Genomic DNA, 13,576 nt, shown 5'->3' on the forward strand with positions numbered 1-13,576 from the left:
TGCGGAGAGAACGCTACTAATGAAAAAAAGCGGCGCGTTCGTGGCACTGGTTTGAAGTTGCGGATGAAACGCCGGAGGATGAACTCCGGCGTCTCGTTGTTTCAGGCCACCAGGCCCTTGGTCAGTTCCAGCGCCTGCCGCTCGAACAGCCGGCGGTAGATGCCGTCATTGAGGCGGATAAGCGCCTGATGGTCGCCTTCTTCGACAATCTTGCCCCTGTCGAACACCAGCAGCCGGTCCAGCGCCCTGACGGTGGAGAGCCGGTGCGCGATGACCAGCGTCGTGCGGCCAACCATCAGCCGTTCCATGGCCTGCTGGATCTGCACTTCGCTTTCGCTGTCGAGGCTCGAGGTGGCCTCGTCAAGGATCAGAACCGGCGCATCGGCGAGGAATGCACGGGCAATGGCGACGCGCTGGCGTTCCCCGCCCGAGAGCTTGACACCGCGTTCGCCGACCATGGTTTCATATCCTTTTGGAAGGGACATGATGAACTCATGGGCACTGGCCTGTTTTGCCGCCTGCTCGATTTCACGCCGCGAGGCACCCGGACGGCCATAGGCGATGTTTTCCGCCAGCGTGCGGTGGAACAGGATGGGCTCCTGCTGCACGATGGCGATCTGGCCGCGCAGGCTCGATTGCGTCACATCGGCAATATTCTGCCCGTCGATGCGAATTGCACCCGACCTGATGTCGTAGAGGCGCTGGATGAGCTTGACGAAGGTCGTCTTGCCCGAGCCGGAATGGCCGACCAGCCCCACACGTTCACCCGGCTTGATGGTGACCGAGAAGTCATCATAAAGCGGAGTGGGATGCGCGCCATATTGGAACGTGACGTGATCGAAGACGATCTCGCCCTTGCCGATGTCAAGCCGCGCGGCATCCGGCCTGTCTTCGACGCCAAGCGGCATCTTGTCCAGCAGCACCAGCTCTTCCATATCGTTGACGGCACGTTGCAGGTTGCGGATATCCTGCCCCACGTCACGCAGATAACCCTGCAGCACGAAGAACATGGCGAGCACAAAGGTGATATCACCCGGCGTCGCCAGCCCCTGTCGCCACATGATGAGGCCGGTGCCGAGAATGCCGGCCTGCATGGACACCATCATGAAGCTCTGAATGGTACCATTCAGCGTGCCGCGCCGCCATGTTCTGCGCGTGCGGTTATCCCATTTCACCAGCACATGACCCAGCCGCGTTTCCTCCCGCGTCTCGGCACCGAAGGCCTTGACGACCGAGTTGCAGCTGATGGCATCCGCCAGCGCGCCGCCAAGCCTTGTATCCCAGGCATTGGCAAGCCGCGCCGCAGGCGACACATAACCCATGGAAAGAGCCACGGTGACACCGACATAGATCAGCGAGCCCAGGCCGACGATGAGGCCCATGACCGGCCAGTAGCTGCCGAGCACGATGGTGGCGCCGACCAGCATCACCAGCGACGGCAGAAGGGCGATGAGCAGCAGGTCGTTCAGCGAATCCAGCGCCCACATGCCGCGCGTGATCTTGCGCACCGTGGAGCCGGCAAAGCTGTTGGCATGCCAGTCTGTGGAGAAACGCTGCACCTTGTGGAAGCCGTTATTGGTGACGTCAGCCATGGTTTTCAGCGTGAGCCTGATGATGCCGTTAAAGATGAACCAGCGCAGCACCACGCTGGTAAGACCAAGCGACACCACGATGACAAAGGCGTGCAGCGCCTTGTCCGCACCGTTGCCGCCGGCGATGGCATCAACGATCTGACCGGAAAAAACCGGTACCATGACTTCGGCCAGCGTGCTGGCAATGACCAGCACGATGATGAAACCCACCAGTGCCGGCCGGTGGCTCCAGTGGTGAAAAACAAAGCCGAGCACATGACGATAGGCATCGGCGCGGAAATCGAGCTTCTTGCGAGACATTTTAACCAGCACGGCGCCAGAAAATCGGCAACCGGTCCTCAAAACGGAAGTTGGATGGCACAGCCCGGACGGGAGACGGAATGATCCCGTCAGATCAATCGGGCCATGAAGGAAAAGCCGCATGTCGGGCGCGCGCAGGGCGGGCCGCGAATGGATATGACCTAGTGTCGGGTCATTCCCTGCGGGAGGATTTCGGTGAATGCTGGTGTCATGCAACGCCTCCCTTTGTTTGATCTGACGCGGTGATACGTTTTGTAGCTGAGTGATTTGAGCTTGCCAAGCCGATTTTTGCAACCTTGTGGCAAGTGATGCGGAAACGACACATTGGCCGATGCGACAGGCCCGTCTCAGGACGAGCCATGATGGCAGCTTCGGCTATGGGTATTCAGCAGCAGGTGATACTGCGCGCCCCAGAACGGCGCGCGCAGCACAGTATCAACGGACCGGGGTTATCGTTCCCGATCAGTCCATCTGGACATTTGCATCCTTGACCACCGGTTCCCATTTGGCGATTTCGGCGGCAACGTGGCTTTTCAGCTCATCGGGTGACGAAGCGACGATCTTGGCGCTGAACTCCGCCATGCGCGCGGCCACGTTCGGATCGGCAAGCGCTTTCTTGGCGGCGGCATTCAGCTTGTCGATCGCTTCGGCCGGTGTGCCTGCCGGCGCAAAGAGCGCATTCCAGGTATAGGTTTCATAACCCGGCACGGTCTCGGCAATGGTCGGCAGGTCCGGGAAGGATGAGGCACGCTCGGCCGTGGTTACGCCAAGTGCCCGCAACGTGCCGGACTTGATGTGGCCTGATGACGACGGCAGATTGTCGAACATGATCGAAATCTGGTTGCCGAGAAGATCGTTGAGCGCAGGACCAGCCCCCTTATAGGGAACATGCTGCATGCTGACACCAGCCATGCTCTTGAACAACTCGCCTGAAAGATGCAGCGGCGTGCCATTGCCGGAAGAGGCATAGGCATATTTGTCCGGCTCGGCCTTGAGAAGCGCAATCAGTTCCGCAACGCTGTTGACATTGAGCTTCGGATTGACCACCAGCACATTCGGCACCACCACCAGCAAGGACACCGGGGCGAAATCCTTTTCCGGATCGTAAGGCTTTGTTTTGAGGATGAGCGGGTTGAGCGCATGGGTCGCAACCGTGCCCATCAGGATCGTATAGCCGTCTGGCTCGGCCCGCGCGACACGGTCGGCACCGAGATTGCCACCGGCACCGGCAACATTTTCAACGACGATCTGATGGCCAAGCTCATCGCCCATCTTCTGCGCGATGACGCGCGCCACCACATCGGTGGAGCCGCCCGCCGCGAAAGGCACGACCAGTGTAATGGTCCGATCGGGAAAACCTTCGGCGCTCGCCGTCATTCCCAGCATGCAAAAAGAAGCTGCCGTGGCGGCAAGCTTCAACACCATACGCCGTTTCGAAAACCGGTAATTCATGAACCCTCCTTCAACATGGCCTCCCCGCCATGCCGGCATAGTAGCTCAAATGCCCTTGAGAGCAAGCCGTGGGCGCCGCGGCCGGGAAACCGGCGCCAGGAGGATATCAGACACACGGGCCTGAAGCCGCGCCCCAACGGGAAAGGCCCTCCCGGTTAAGGAAGGGCCTTATCTTGTTACCAGCGATAATAATCGCGACGGTCACGCCATTCACGGTGTTGCCGCCAGTCGCGGCGGTCTCGCCGTTCCCGCCATTCTCTGCGGGCCTGACGTTCGCGCCATTCGCGGCGACCTTCCCAGCGGTCGCGCCTGTCCCAGCCACGCTCGTAACGCGGCGGACCATTCGGACGGCAATATCCGCGCGGCGACAGATGAAAGCCGCGTCCGCAGGCATAGTCGACGGTCTGAACATTGGATGTCGCGGGTGCCGATGGCTGACCCACGGGCATGGCGTTCGCGCCGGTGCCGAACAGGGCGCTGAGAATCATTCCTGCGCCAAAAATCATCTTACGCATGTCATCTCCCTCCTTATGGGATGGGGGGATTTAGCGCTCCGGCGGGTGAACTGCGGCTGAATGAATCTGGGTGTTTTCGTGGCAGGAAATCGCACTTCATGGCGAGGATGAGGCCACGCAGCCTGACGCATGGTTGCAGCCGCGTGATTTTGGCCCTAGGTCTCAAGGCGACGGGGAGACAGCGATTGGACATCAATCAGGACGAAAAGCACGATCCGAAGCCAGCGGGCAGACGCCCGATCTGGCCATGGCTGCTGCTGGGGCTTTTCACGCTGCTCGGCATTCACCTCTATATGGAGGTGAATGCCGCAATCGACGATCTCGCCCGCACCTGGAGCGACCTCGTGCAGCTGTTCTGGTGGATCGTGCCCGATCCGCAGGACTGACGCCCGTCAGGCCTGGATCAGCGCAATGCCGCGGTTCTTAAATCCGAGGGTGACATCGCTTTGCGGCGGCAGGCTGGTCTCGACCGCATGGTCGACGATGAAGAGCGTGCCGATATCGGTCTCGACTTCATATTCGACATGACCACCGAGATAGGCGCTGTGCAGCACCCGGCCGGCAACCCCTTGCCCTCCCGGCTGGCCAATGGCAATCGAACCCGGGCGCACGGCAAGCTTGGCCGGACCGGGCCGGGCATTGCGCGCCGAAACGCGATGATCGATACCGCCGACGCGAATCAGCGCATCGGGCCCCTCAATGCTGATCACCTCGCAGCCAACGACATTCGCCTCGCCCATGAAGTCGGCGATGAAGGCGGAGGCCGGGGCTTCGTAAAGATCGCGCGGTGCACCCGACTGGGCGATCTCGCCATCCTTCATCACGATGATCCGGTCGGAAACCGCCAGCGCCTCATCCTGATCATGCGTCACATAAACGGCGGTAAAACCGAGCCGCTGCTGCAATTCGCGAATTTCGGTACGCACCCGGCGGCGAAGGCGGGCATCGAGGTTGGAAAGCGGCTCGTCCAGCAGCAGCACCTGCGGTTCCAGCACCAAAGCGCGGGCAACCGCGACGCGCTGCTGCTGGCCGCCGGAAAGTTCGGCGGGCAGGCGGTGGCCCATGCCGGCGAGGCCGACGAGCTTCAGCCCCTCTTCCGCCTTTTCCCGTGCTTCCGCCTTGCGCAATCCCGAGGATTGCAGGCCGTAGGCGACATTATCGAGCGCCGTCATGTGGGGGAAAAGCGCATAGGACTGGAAGACCATCGAGACATCGCGCTCATTGGCAGGCAGCATGGTCACATCCTTGTCGCCGATGAGGATGCGGCCGCTGGTCGGATGTTCAAGACCCGCCAGCATACGCAGCGTCGTCGTCTTGCCGCAACCGGAGGGACCGAGCAGGGTTACCAGCGTGCCGGGCTCGATGGTGAGCGACAGGTCGGGAATGGCGGTGAAGGCGCCGAAGGTCTTGCGGACATTCTGAAAGGTGACGGAGCCGGGTTTTACGGAAATCATGCGGTTTTCTCCTGGGCAAGAGGAACGGAGGAAGCGGATGGCAGGCCGGCGACGCGGTTTTCGCGCCGCAGGCGTCGCTCACCAACAATGAGCTGGAAGCCGGTAATGACGGTGATCATCACCACGATCAGCATCGAGGAATAGGCGATCGCCACACCATATTCGCCGTTCTCGACAAGGCCGACGATGTAGGACGTCGCCATGTTGTACTGGGCGCTGACGAGGAAGATGACGGCGCTGATAGAGGTGATGGCGCGCACGAAGGAATAGACCAGTGCGGCGGTGATCGCGGGTCTCAAGAGCGGCAGGATGACCTTGCGGATGGTGCGGAAACTATTGGCCCGCAGCGTCAGCGAGGCCTCGTCGAGGCTCTTGTCGAGCTGGCTCATCGCCGCGATGCCGCCGCGCACGCCAACCGGCATGTTGCGGAAGACGAAGCAGGCGATGAGGATGAGTGCCGAACCGGTCATTTCCACCGGCGGCAGGTTGAAGGCCATGATGTAGCTGACGCCGATGACCGTGCCGGGAATGGCAAAGCTCATCATCAGTGCGAATTCGAAGAGGTTCCGCCCGGCGAATTTCTGCCGCACGATGATATAGGCGGTCAGCAGGCCAACGGCAGCGGTGAGCGGCGCCGAAACCAGCGCGATCTCCATCGTCGTCCAGAACGAGTTCCAGGCAACGCCCGTCCAGGCAATAGAGCCGTTAGAGAAGCTGACGGAAAAGGCGCGGATGTAGTGATCGAAGGTCAGGGAATTATCGAGACCCCAGGTCTTCACGAAACCGCCGACAAGGATCATGCCATAAACGACGATGGTGAAGACCATCCACGGCACGACGATGGCGTGAACGCCGATGGACAGGCCGCGCGGCAGGGCGATATGCGCGCCGCTGTCGCCCTTGCCCGTCACCGTGGCGAAATTCTTGCCTGCCAGCCAGAAACGCTGGGCAAGGAAGGCCGAAAGCGTGAAGCACAGGAGGATGATCGCCAGAACCGCGGCGCGGGAGGGATCATTTTGGGAGCCGACGACGGCAAAGAAGATTTCCGTCGACAGCACGCCATGGGTGCCGCCAAGCACCAGCGGATTGCCGAAATCCGCCATGCTCTCGATGAAGCCGATCAGGAAGGCATTGGCGAGACCGGGCTTCATCAGCGGCAACGACACTCGCCAGAAGGTGCGCCAGCGGTCGGCACGCAACGTCTGCGAGGCTTCTTCCATCGACGGGCTGACACCTTCAACCACGCCGATCAGCACCAGAAACGAGATGGGCGTGAAAGAAAGAACCTGTGCGATCCAGATGCCGGTCATGCCATAAAGCCACCGACCCGGCTCGATGCCGAAAAGATAGGAAAGCCATTCGGTGACGACGCCGGCGCGGCCGAACAGCAGCGTCAGCGCAAGGCCGATGACAAAAGGCGGCGTGATGATCGGCAGAACGGTGAGAAGCCGCAGGCCTTTCTTGAAGGGAAAGCGCGTACGGGTGGCGATCAGCGCAAAGCCAAGCCCGAGCACGGTCGAGCCGAAGGCGGTCATAAGGGCCAGAAACAATGTGCGCCAGGCAACGCCGCAACGCTCTTCACCCGTGACGCAGCGAAGGCTCCAGATGCCGGGATCCTTGATATTGCGGATAAAGCCATCGGCATTGAAGGAGCCGTCGAAATCCTGAACGGAGGCGATCAGCATGCTGCCGATCGGATAAAAGACAAAAACCGCAACGAGGAACACCAGAACGGAAATGGCGCCGACGACAAAGGCGTCGCCTTTCATGACGCCACGTTCGGCAAGTCCGAAGGCAAAGAGAAGCACGAAGACGAATGACATGACGACGGCACCCGCCCCCATGGACGCCTGACCATCGGCAAGCATGCCGAAGAGGTTTTCACTCACCGTCCAGGTCCAGCCGGTAAAGCCGATCGCCAGCCCCTGCAAGGCAAGGAAAACGAGACCGGCAGCACCGATAAAGGCAAGCAACCCGCCCCGGCGCATCGGATCACGCATCGGCCGGACAAGGCATGCGGCGAGGAAGAAAAGAACGATGCCGACAAGCCATGGTTTTCCATAGGACAGTATCTGCAGCACGCCTGGCGCATTGCTGGCGGTGGAGAAAAATCCGGACAGCCAGCGGAAGCTGAAAAAGCCGCCTTCGATGCGATACCAGGGGAGAAGAATGAGGGCAAAAGCCCCGAGCGCCAGGACGATGTCCAGCCTGCGATTGCCACGTGTCATGGCCGACCTCGCTTATTTCATGCCGATGAAAGAGTGGCGGACACCCCGGCTTAAAAAGCCGGGATGCCTGTCGCCGGAGTTAAGATCAGTTGGCGACTGCACCAACTTCGCGGTCCCAGCGCTCCAGAAGCGCCTTGCGCTTGGCCGGGTCGCCATAGGTCTTGAAGTCGTAGTCGATGAGCTTGATGTCCTCGAACTTCGGCGCTTCCTTCGGCACTTCCGCCGTCTTGTTGGAGGGAAGCTGGAAGGACTTGGCGTCCTTCATGCGCGACTGCACTTCCGGCTTCAGCGCCCAGTCGTACCAGGTCTTGGCATTGTCGAGGTTACGTGCGCCCTTGATGATCGACATGGAGCCGATCTCGTAACCCGTGCCTTCGCAAGGCGCGATCGACTTGACGGGGAAGCCTTCCGCCGTCTGCGCCACCGCATCATGCATGAAGACGATGCCGAGCGCCGTCTCGCCACGCGCCGCCGCCTTGACCGGTGCGGAACCCGACTTGGTATATTGCGAGATGTTGACGTTGAGCTTCTTCAGATAGTCGATCGCCTGATCTTCACCCATGATCTGCGCGAGCGAGGCAAGCGCGGTATAGGCGGTGCCTGAAGAGTTCGGATTGGCGATCTGGATTTCGCCCTTCAGTTCCGGCGCCAGCAGGTCGGCCCAGCACTTCGGCTCCTTGTAACCCTTCGACTTGAAGATTTCCGTGTTGTAGCCCCAGCCCAGCGCACCGGCATAAACGCCGACAGTCCTGTAACCGGTGCTTTCGGCCTGTTTCACGGCCCAGTCCTGCAACTGGTCGAGCATCGGCGACTTGTATTCCAGCGTCAGGTTTTCCGAGGCCGCCTGCATATGCGGATCGCCGGTACCGGCCCACCAGATATCGGTCTTCGGGTTGCGGGCTTCCGCGCGCACCTTGGCATAGGTTTCACCAGAAGACAGGCGCACCATATTGACCTTGATATCGTGCGACTTTTCAAAATCGCCCTTCATCTGTTCGCAGATCACGACATCGGCCGAGCAGATGAGGTTCAGTTCGCCCGCCGCCTGCGCGGAAACGGCGCTCAGTGCCGTGCCGGCAAAAAGCAGGGTGGAAAGTATTGTCAGTCGCATGGTTATCCTCCTGTAGCTTGCGTCTGAATTCCTGGGCACGCGCGGACATGGCGCTGCCGGTCGCGGCGCTCTGCGGCGCGCACGCTGTCTTTTGGGATGTCGGTTTTCTGACCCCTACTGGGTCTGGCTCGGGTGGATTTCGCTGTCGAAGCGGCTCAATAACCGACTTCGCTCTTCAGGCTGGCCAAAAGTGGCAAAGTCGTAATCCACCATCTTGATCATCGATATATCGGGTGCCGTCAGCGGCAATGTCGCCCGGGCATTGGAAGGCACCTGGTTCTGGCCGGCCGCAGCCCCGGTCGCCTGCCCTTCCGGGCTCAGCGCAAATTCCACGAAATCCTGCGCAAGGGCCGTATTGCGGTTGCCCTTGACGATGCTAACCGCCCCGATCTCGTAACCGGTGCCTTCGCAGGGAGCGACGATGACCAGCGGAAATCCTTCGATCTTCTGGGTCACCGCGTCATGCATGAAGGAAATCCCGATCAGCACCTCGCCCCGTGCCGCCGCCTTGACGGGCGCTGCACCCACTTTGGTATAACCCACGACATTCTGGTTCAGTTTCGTCATGAAACCGAAGGCCTCCTCCTCGCCAAACAACTGGACCAGCGTGGCGAGCATGGTGAAGGCGGTGCCGGAATAGTTCGGATTGCCGGTCAGGATATGGCCGCGATAAATATCCTTGGCCAGATCCTTCCAGCATGTGGGCGCCGGCAGATTGTTTCTGGCGAGCAGTTCAGAATTATAGGCAAAGCCCAGCGCCCCGGCATAAATGCCGGCGGACCTTGATCCGGACATGGCATAAAAATTCTGCGCCCAGGGCAAGAGATCCCGAGGATGCAGCGGCTGATATTCGTCCAGCAGCCCTTCCGAGCCGGCCTGCAGATGGGTATCACCGGTGCCGCCCCACCAGACGTCGACTGTCGGGTGGGAGCGTTCGGCACGAATCTGGTCGAGAATTTCGCCTGTGCTCCTGCGAACCATCGAAATCTCAAGGCCGCTTTTTGCCTCGAAAGCCCGCTGCATGGCCACGCACCAGGCTTCGTCGACGCCGCACAGGACGTTCAACTTCGGCTCGGCCATGCCATGCCCTGCGCCGCACAGCCATAAAGCCATGCTCGCCGCAAGTGCGGTCAATCGTTTCACTTAAAGCCTCCCTGCCTGGAACCTCCCCGTTCCAGTCTCCACCAACAGCATGTCACATTCGGCCCGTACCGCAATCGAAGAATGGTTACCAATCTTTCACCGCACCGCCGAACAAGATTACAGATATTACAATTATGACAGGGGAGATAACCAGCGAGCCTTTGAAGATCGCCGCAGCCGCGCCTATGATGACGGCGGGAGGAAGATGCAGTGCTTAATCAGAAGGTTCGCATTCTGATCGTCGAGGACGATCCTGATATGGCCGAGCTTATCTCGGACCTCGTCGAGGCCGAGGGCTGGCTGCCCACCTGCGCCCGCTCCGCGGAGGAAGCGGACGAGATACTGGCGCGGGACAGGATGCAGCTGGTGCTCGTTGACCATAATCTGCCCGGCACATCCGGCCGCACCTTCGCCCAGCGGCTACGCGGCAAGGTCGATAGTGATATCGGCATTGTCATGGTCACAGCCGCCGGCAGCGCCGCCGACCGGGTTCTCGGTCTGGAAACCGCCGCCGACGATTATGTCGTCAAACCCTTCGAACCCATCGAACTGACGGCGCGGATCAAGGCCGTTCTGCGCCGGACGATCCCCTCGCTGAAACAGGAGAAGGACAGCGAGCGTGATCATGGCCGCACGGCGCTTCGCCTCGGTGACTGGGCGATCGATCTCGATGCCCGCCGGGCCGTCTGCCTCGCGGATCGCAGCCGCACGCTGACCAGCGCCGAATTCGCGCTGCTGGAAATTCTCGCCGAAACGCCCAACCAGCCCGTCAGCCGCTCGCAGATCCTCGACCGGCTGGGTTCGGAAAGCGACCGCTATATCGACCGCAATGTCGATGTGCTGGTGCTGCGGCTCAGGCGCAAGATCGAGATAAACCCCGACCTGCCGCGCCATATCAAGACACGGCGCGGCAAGGGATATGTGCTCCATACCGATGAGGGCGAGCTTTCCCCGTGATCAGCCGTTCCTTCCTTTCCTCGATTGCCTTTCGCCTGCCCTTTGCGATCGTCTTTACCTGCGTCCTCGTCTTCAGCCTGTCGGCCATCGCCATCTATGGCCTGCAGCGCGCCCGCGATGAGATGGCGGCCTATGGCTTGCAGGCCTTTTCCAGTCTCGCCAAGGCATCGCTGGTCTCGCGGCAGGTCTCCGATCTCGTCTCCAGCGCACCTTTCCTGATGAATGCCGCCTCACCCTATCGCGTTTCCAGCGAAAGCCGCTCCGTCGTCCAGCAGGTCGACCTGCTGCTGGAAATGACCGGGCCGGGCAGCGGCGAGCGGGCAGTGCGTGGCTTTGCGAGCGAACGCATCGTTGAACTGCTCCAGCTTATCCGGGCGCAGACGCTCGATCTTGCGAAGGATGCCGATGCCGCGCAGGCGCACAAGGCGGAAGCGGCGGCGGCACTGGGCGAAATCGCCACCGGTCAGGGCATCCTCGACCCGGAGCTGCGCCGGCGCATGAACGGCATCGTGCAGGCCGCCTCCGCATCCGACAGCCTTTTCCAGCTGGGCGAACTGCGCCGCCGCTACGTGGCGGAAACCACGGCGCGCCAGCAGGGTTATCCCGGCGAGCGCCTGCCCGTGGCCGAAATGCAGCCCTATGAGCGGGTCTTCGAAGCCCAGAGCCGTTATCTCCTCGAAATGTTCGCCATCCGCGCCTCGGTCTCCCGCCTTCACACCGTATCGCGCGATCTTTCCCATGTCACGGAAACCCAGGGCGATGCGGTTGCCCGCAGCCTGAACGAAGACCTGATCTCCACCTCCGATGCGCTCAGTCGCCTGCTGGTCATCGTGGCCGTCGCCTCCCTTCTGGTTCTGGTGGTGGCGATCCTCTCCATCCGCTCGGTGATGCGGGTGTCACGCGGGATCGCCGCGCTCTCCAACGGCATGAATGCGCTTGCCAAAGGCGAAAAGGATGTCGGCCCGCCCTCCTATAGCGGCTCGGAAACGGAGCTGATCCGCCTGCTCGATGCATTCCGCGCCTTTCATGACAGCGTCGACCGCGTCTCGCGCCTCAGGCGCACGGCGGAAGCGGCGGCCCGCACCATCCGCTCCACCTTCCGCAACATGAATGAGGGCATAGCGCTGTTTGATGCAACCGGCCGGCCGATCACCATGAACCGCCGCATCATCGAACTGGTTGGACGCTCCGGCTCGTCGCGCAAACTGCCGATCCGCCGGTTTGTCGAGCCGGTCCCGGAAATCGATCCGATGCTGCTGCCCTTCGAGAGCGAAAAGGGCGAACTGATGGAGCGCGCCGTCGTGCGCCACCGCACCACGGACGAGCGGGTGATCGAAGTATCGATGTCGCGCCAGCCGGATGGCGGCATCGTGTTGCTTGCCCGCGATGTCACAGCACTAGACCGGCAGGAGGCGGAAGCCGTAAAGGCCCAGCGGCTGGACGGCATCATGCGCATGACCCACCAGGTCAGCCATGAGGTGGGCAACATGATCGGCATCATCACCGGCAGCCTTGGCCTGCTGGAGCGCGAGGCGGGCTTCAACGACCGCCAGAACCGCCACATCGCCCGCATCCGCAAGGCGGCGGATCGCGGCCGGTCTCTCGCCAGCAGCATGTTGACCATCGGCAGCCAGCAGCCGATCCATCCAAGCTCAATCAATGTCGCCAACCTGCTGCGTGGCATGGCCGATATTCTCGAGATCGCGGTCGGCCCCAAATGCCGGATCGCGCTCAACCTCGATGACAATCTTCCCACAATCCCGCTCGACCCGGCGCTTTTCGAGCAATCCATCCTCAACCTCTGCCTCAATGCGGCGGCCGCCATGCCTGATGGCGGTCTGATCTCGATCGAGGCGGCCTGCGAGAAGGATGCACTGGTGATATCGGTCACCGACGAAGGCATTGGCATGACGCCGGAGGCGGTGGACAAGGCCTTTGAGCCCTATTTCACCACCCGTGGGGACCATGGCGGCGCGGGCCTTGGCCTTGCCATGGTCTATGGCTTCGTGCGCCAGAGCGGCGGCGAGGCGCATATCAGTTCGAAACCGGGTGAAGGGGCGAAGGTGCAGCTGACATTTCCGGCAGGCACCGGGCTGGCGCAGAGGTCGGCATAATACCGGCGTTACAAACCCGGGCGATCAGTCCTTCGCGCCGGCGGCCTCCAGCAGTGCAACGATTTCCGTCAGCCCTCTTCCGCGGGCATGGGCAAGCGCGGTCCTTCCATCAAAATCCTTCACCGCAACGTCAGCACCACCGGCAAGAAGCGACCGGACGATCCGCTGCGATACCGCGCCGCCATCTCTCAGGATTGTGACTTCAAGCAGGGCCGTCCACCCGAGCCGGTTGACGTGATCGACATCCACACCGGCTGCAAGCAGCATATCGACGGCTTCGGGATGTCCCTTTTCGGCAGCCGGAATGAGCGCCGTGCCGCCAAAGCGGTTGGTGCTTTCAAGATTTGCACCCTTTTTCAGGATCATCCGCAGAATTTCGGTTCTGCCCTGTGCACCCGCCACCAGAAAGGGGCTGTCTTCGATATTGTCGCGGGCATCGACATCGGCACCGGCCTCGATAAGCAGGCGTGCCGCCGGCACATCATTTTGCCACACCGCAACCAGCAGAGGCGTCTGGCCCTGCGCGTTCCGCTCTTCGGTGGCGCCACGGCTTTTCAGCAGTTGTTCAAGCCGCACGCGATCCTTCGCCGTTACCGCTTCCAGAACGGAAGCCTGAGCATTTGCGCCAAGGGTCATCATCAGCACTCCACATAAAACCAGTCGTCGCATCACCACCTCGAAAGAATGCCGGCACCGGTGGTGCGGGCAGC

11 protein-coding genes are annotated in these 13,576 nt (G+C 61.3%); 3 read left to right on the plus strand and 8 right to left on the minus strand.

The features are described 5' to 3' along the window. Window positions 1-101 precede the first annotated feature (101 nt). From JZX88_RS13375 to JZX88_RS13385, 3 genes are all read right to left on the minus strand, one after another. The gene (locus JZX88_RS13375) at window positions 102-1,892 is read right to left on the minus strand and encodes an ABC transporter ATP-binding protein (RefSeq protein WP_206913865.1); all 1,791 of its coding nucleotides are present in this window, start codon (window positions 1,890-1,892) and stop codon (window positions 102-104) included. 462 nt (window positions 1,893-2,354) lie between these two features. Further along, complete coding sequence (locus JZX88_RS13380) at window positions 2,355-3,344, minus strand: tripartite tricarboxylate transporter substrate binding protein (RefSeq protein WP_065116801.1); 990 nt, start codon at window positions 3,342-3,344, stop codon at window positions 2,355-2,357. A 176-nt stretch (window positions 3,345-3,520) separates the two neighbouring features. Further along, window positions 3,521-3,859 (minus strand): GCG_CRPN prefix-to-repeats domain-containing protein, encoded by a 339-nt coding sequence (locus JZX88_RS13385; protein WP_065116802.1) that lies wholly within the window; start codon window positions 3,857-3,859, stop codon window positions 3,521-3,523. Between the two features lie 185 nt (window positions 3,860-4,044). Here JZX88_RS13385 and JZX88_RS13390 point away from each other — a divergent pair, with 185 nt between their 5' ends. Next, the gene (locus JZX88_RS13390) at window positions 4,045-4,245 is read left to right on the plus strand and encodes a hypothetical protein (protein WP_142842009.1); all 201 of its coding nucleotides are present in this window, start codon (window positions 4,045-4,047) and stop codon (window positions 4,243-4,245) included. A gap of 6 nt (window positions 4,246-4,251) precedes the next feature. On the opposite strand, the gene JZX88_RS13395 is transcribed toward JZX88_RS13390, so the two are convergent. The 4 genes from JZX88_RS13395 to JZX88_RS13410 all read right to left on the minus strand — a co-directional run bounded on the left by JZX88_RS13395 (window position 4,252) and on the right by JZX88_RS13410 (window position 9,765). Continuing rightward, on the minus strand, window positions 4,252-5,313 hold the full coding sequence (locus JZX88_RS13395; RefSeq protein WP_206913866.1) for an ABC transporter ATP-binding protein: 1,062 nt from the start codon (window positions 5,311-5,313) through the stop codon (window positions 4,252-4,254). Further along, complete coding sequence (locus JZX88_RS13400) at window positions 5,310-7,541, minus strand: iron ABC transporter permease (protein WP_206913867.1); 2,232 nt, start codon at window positions 7,539-7,541, stop codon at window positions 5,310-5,312. Before JZX88_RS13400 ends, JZX88_RS13395 begins: the two co-directional genes overlap by 4 nt. Window positions 7,542-7,626: 85 nt before the next feature. Next, window positions 7,627-8,652, minus strand: a complete 1,026-nt coding sequence (locus tag JZX88_RS13405) for an ABC transporter substrate-binding protein (protein WP_046801267.1) — start codon at window positions 8,650-8,652, stop codon at window positions 7,627-7,629. Between the two features lie 114 nt (window positions 8,653-8,766). Then, complete coding sequence (locus JZX88_RS13410; protein WP_206914046.1) at window positions 8,767-9,765, minus strand: ABC transporter substrate-binding protein; 999 nt, start codon at window positions 9,763-9,765, stop codon at window positions 8,767-8,769. Window positions 9,766-10,005: 240 nt separating this feature from the next. Between JZX88_RS13410 and JZX88_RS13415 the strand changes: the two genes are divergently transcribed. Together JZX88_RS13415 and JZX88_RS13420 are read left to right on the plus strand one after the other, a co-directional pair. Then, complete coding sequence (locus JZX88_RS13415) at window positions 10,006-10,752, plus strand: response regulator transcription factor (RefSeq protein ID WP_046801265.1); 747 nt, start codon at window positions 10,006-10,008, stop codon at window positions 10,750-10,752. Continuing rightward, window positions 10,749-12,866 (plus strand): ATP-binding protein, encoded by a 2,118-nt coding sequence (locus JZX88_RS13420; protein ID WP_206913868.1) that lies wholly within the window; start codon window positions 10,749-10,751, stop codon window positions 12,864-12,866. The genes JZX88_RS13415 and JZX88_RS13420 overlap by 4 nt, the downstream gene beginning before the upstream one ends. Window positions 12,867-12,890: 24 nt before the next feature. Here the strand turns inward: JZX88_RS13420 and JZX88_RS13425 are convergent, their stop codons facing one another. Next, on the minus strand, window positions 12,891-13,502 hold the full coding sequence (locus JZX88_RS13425; protein ID WP_246753480.1) for an ankyrin repeat domain-containing protein: 612 nt from the start codon (window positions 13,500-13,502) through the stop codon (window positions 12,891-12,893). Window positions 13,503-13,576: the final 74 nt, after the last annotated feature.

Origin of the sequence: Agrobacterium sp. OT33, from assembly GCF_017313365.1 — a bacterium.
GTDB lineage: Bacteria > Pseudomonadota > Alphaproteobacteria > Rhizobiales > Rhizobiaceae > Agrobacterium > Agrobacterium rhizogenes_A.

What these genes read in the sequence shown, in the direction of transcription:
- JZX88_RS13385 (WP_065116802.1), bottom strand. Translation starts at nt 3,859, where the DNA reads ATGCGTAAGATGATTTTTGGCGCAGGAATGATTCTCAGCGCCCTGTTC.
- JZX88_RS13410 (WP_206914046.1), bottom strand. Translation starts at nt 9,765, where the DNA reads ATGGCTTTATGGCTGTGCGGCGCAGGGCATGGCATGGCCGAGCCGAAG.
- JZX88_RS13425 (WP_246753480.1), bottom strand. Translation starts at nt 13,502, where the DNA reads ATGACCCTTGGCGCAAATGCTCAGGCTTCCGTTCTGGAAGCGGTAACG.
- JZX88_RS13380 (WP_065116801.1), bottom strand. Translation starts at nt 3,344, where the DNA reads ATGAATTACCGGTTTTCGAAACGGCGTATGGTGTTGAAGCTTGCCGCC.
- JZX88_RS13395 (WP_206913866.1), bottom strand. Translation starts at nt 5,313, where the DNA reads ATGATTTCCGTAAAACCCGGCTCCGTCACCTTTCAGAATGTCCGCAAG.
- JZX88_RS13375 (WP_206913865.1), bottom strand. Translation starts at nt 1,892, where the DNA reads ATGTCTCGCAAGAAGCTCGATTTCCGCGCCGATGCCTATCGTCATGTG.
- JZX88_RS13400 (WP_206913867.1), bottom strand. Translation starts at nt 7,541, where the DNA reads ATGACACGTGGCAATCGCAGGCTGGACATCGTCCTGGCGCTCGGGGCT.
- JZX88_RS13405 (WP_046801267.1), bottom strand. Translation starts at nt 8,652, where the DNA reads ATGCGACTGACAATACTTTCCACCCTGCTTTTTGCCGGCACGGCACTG.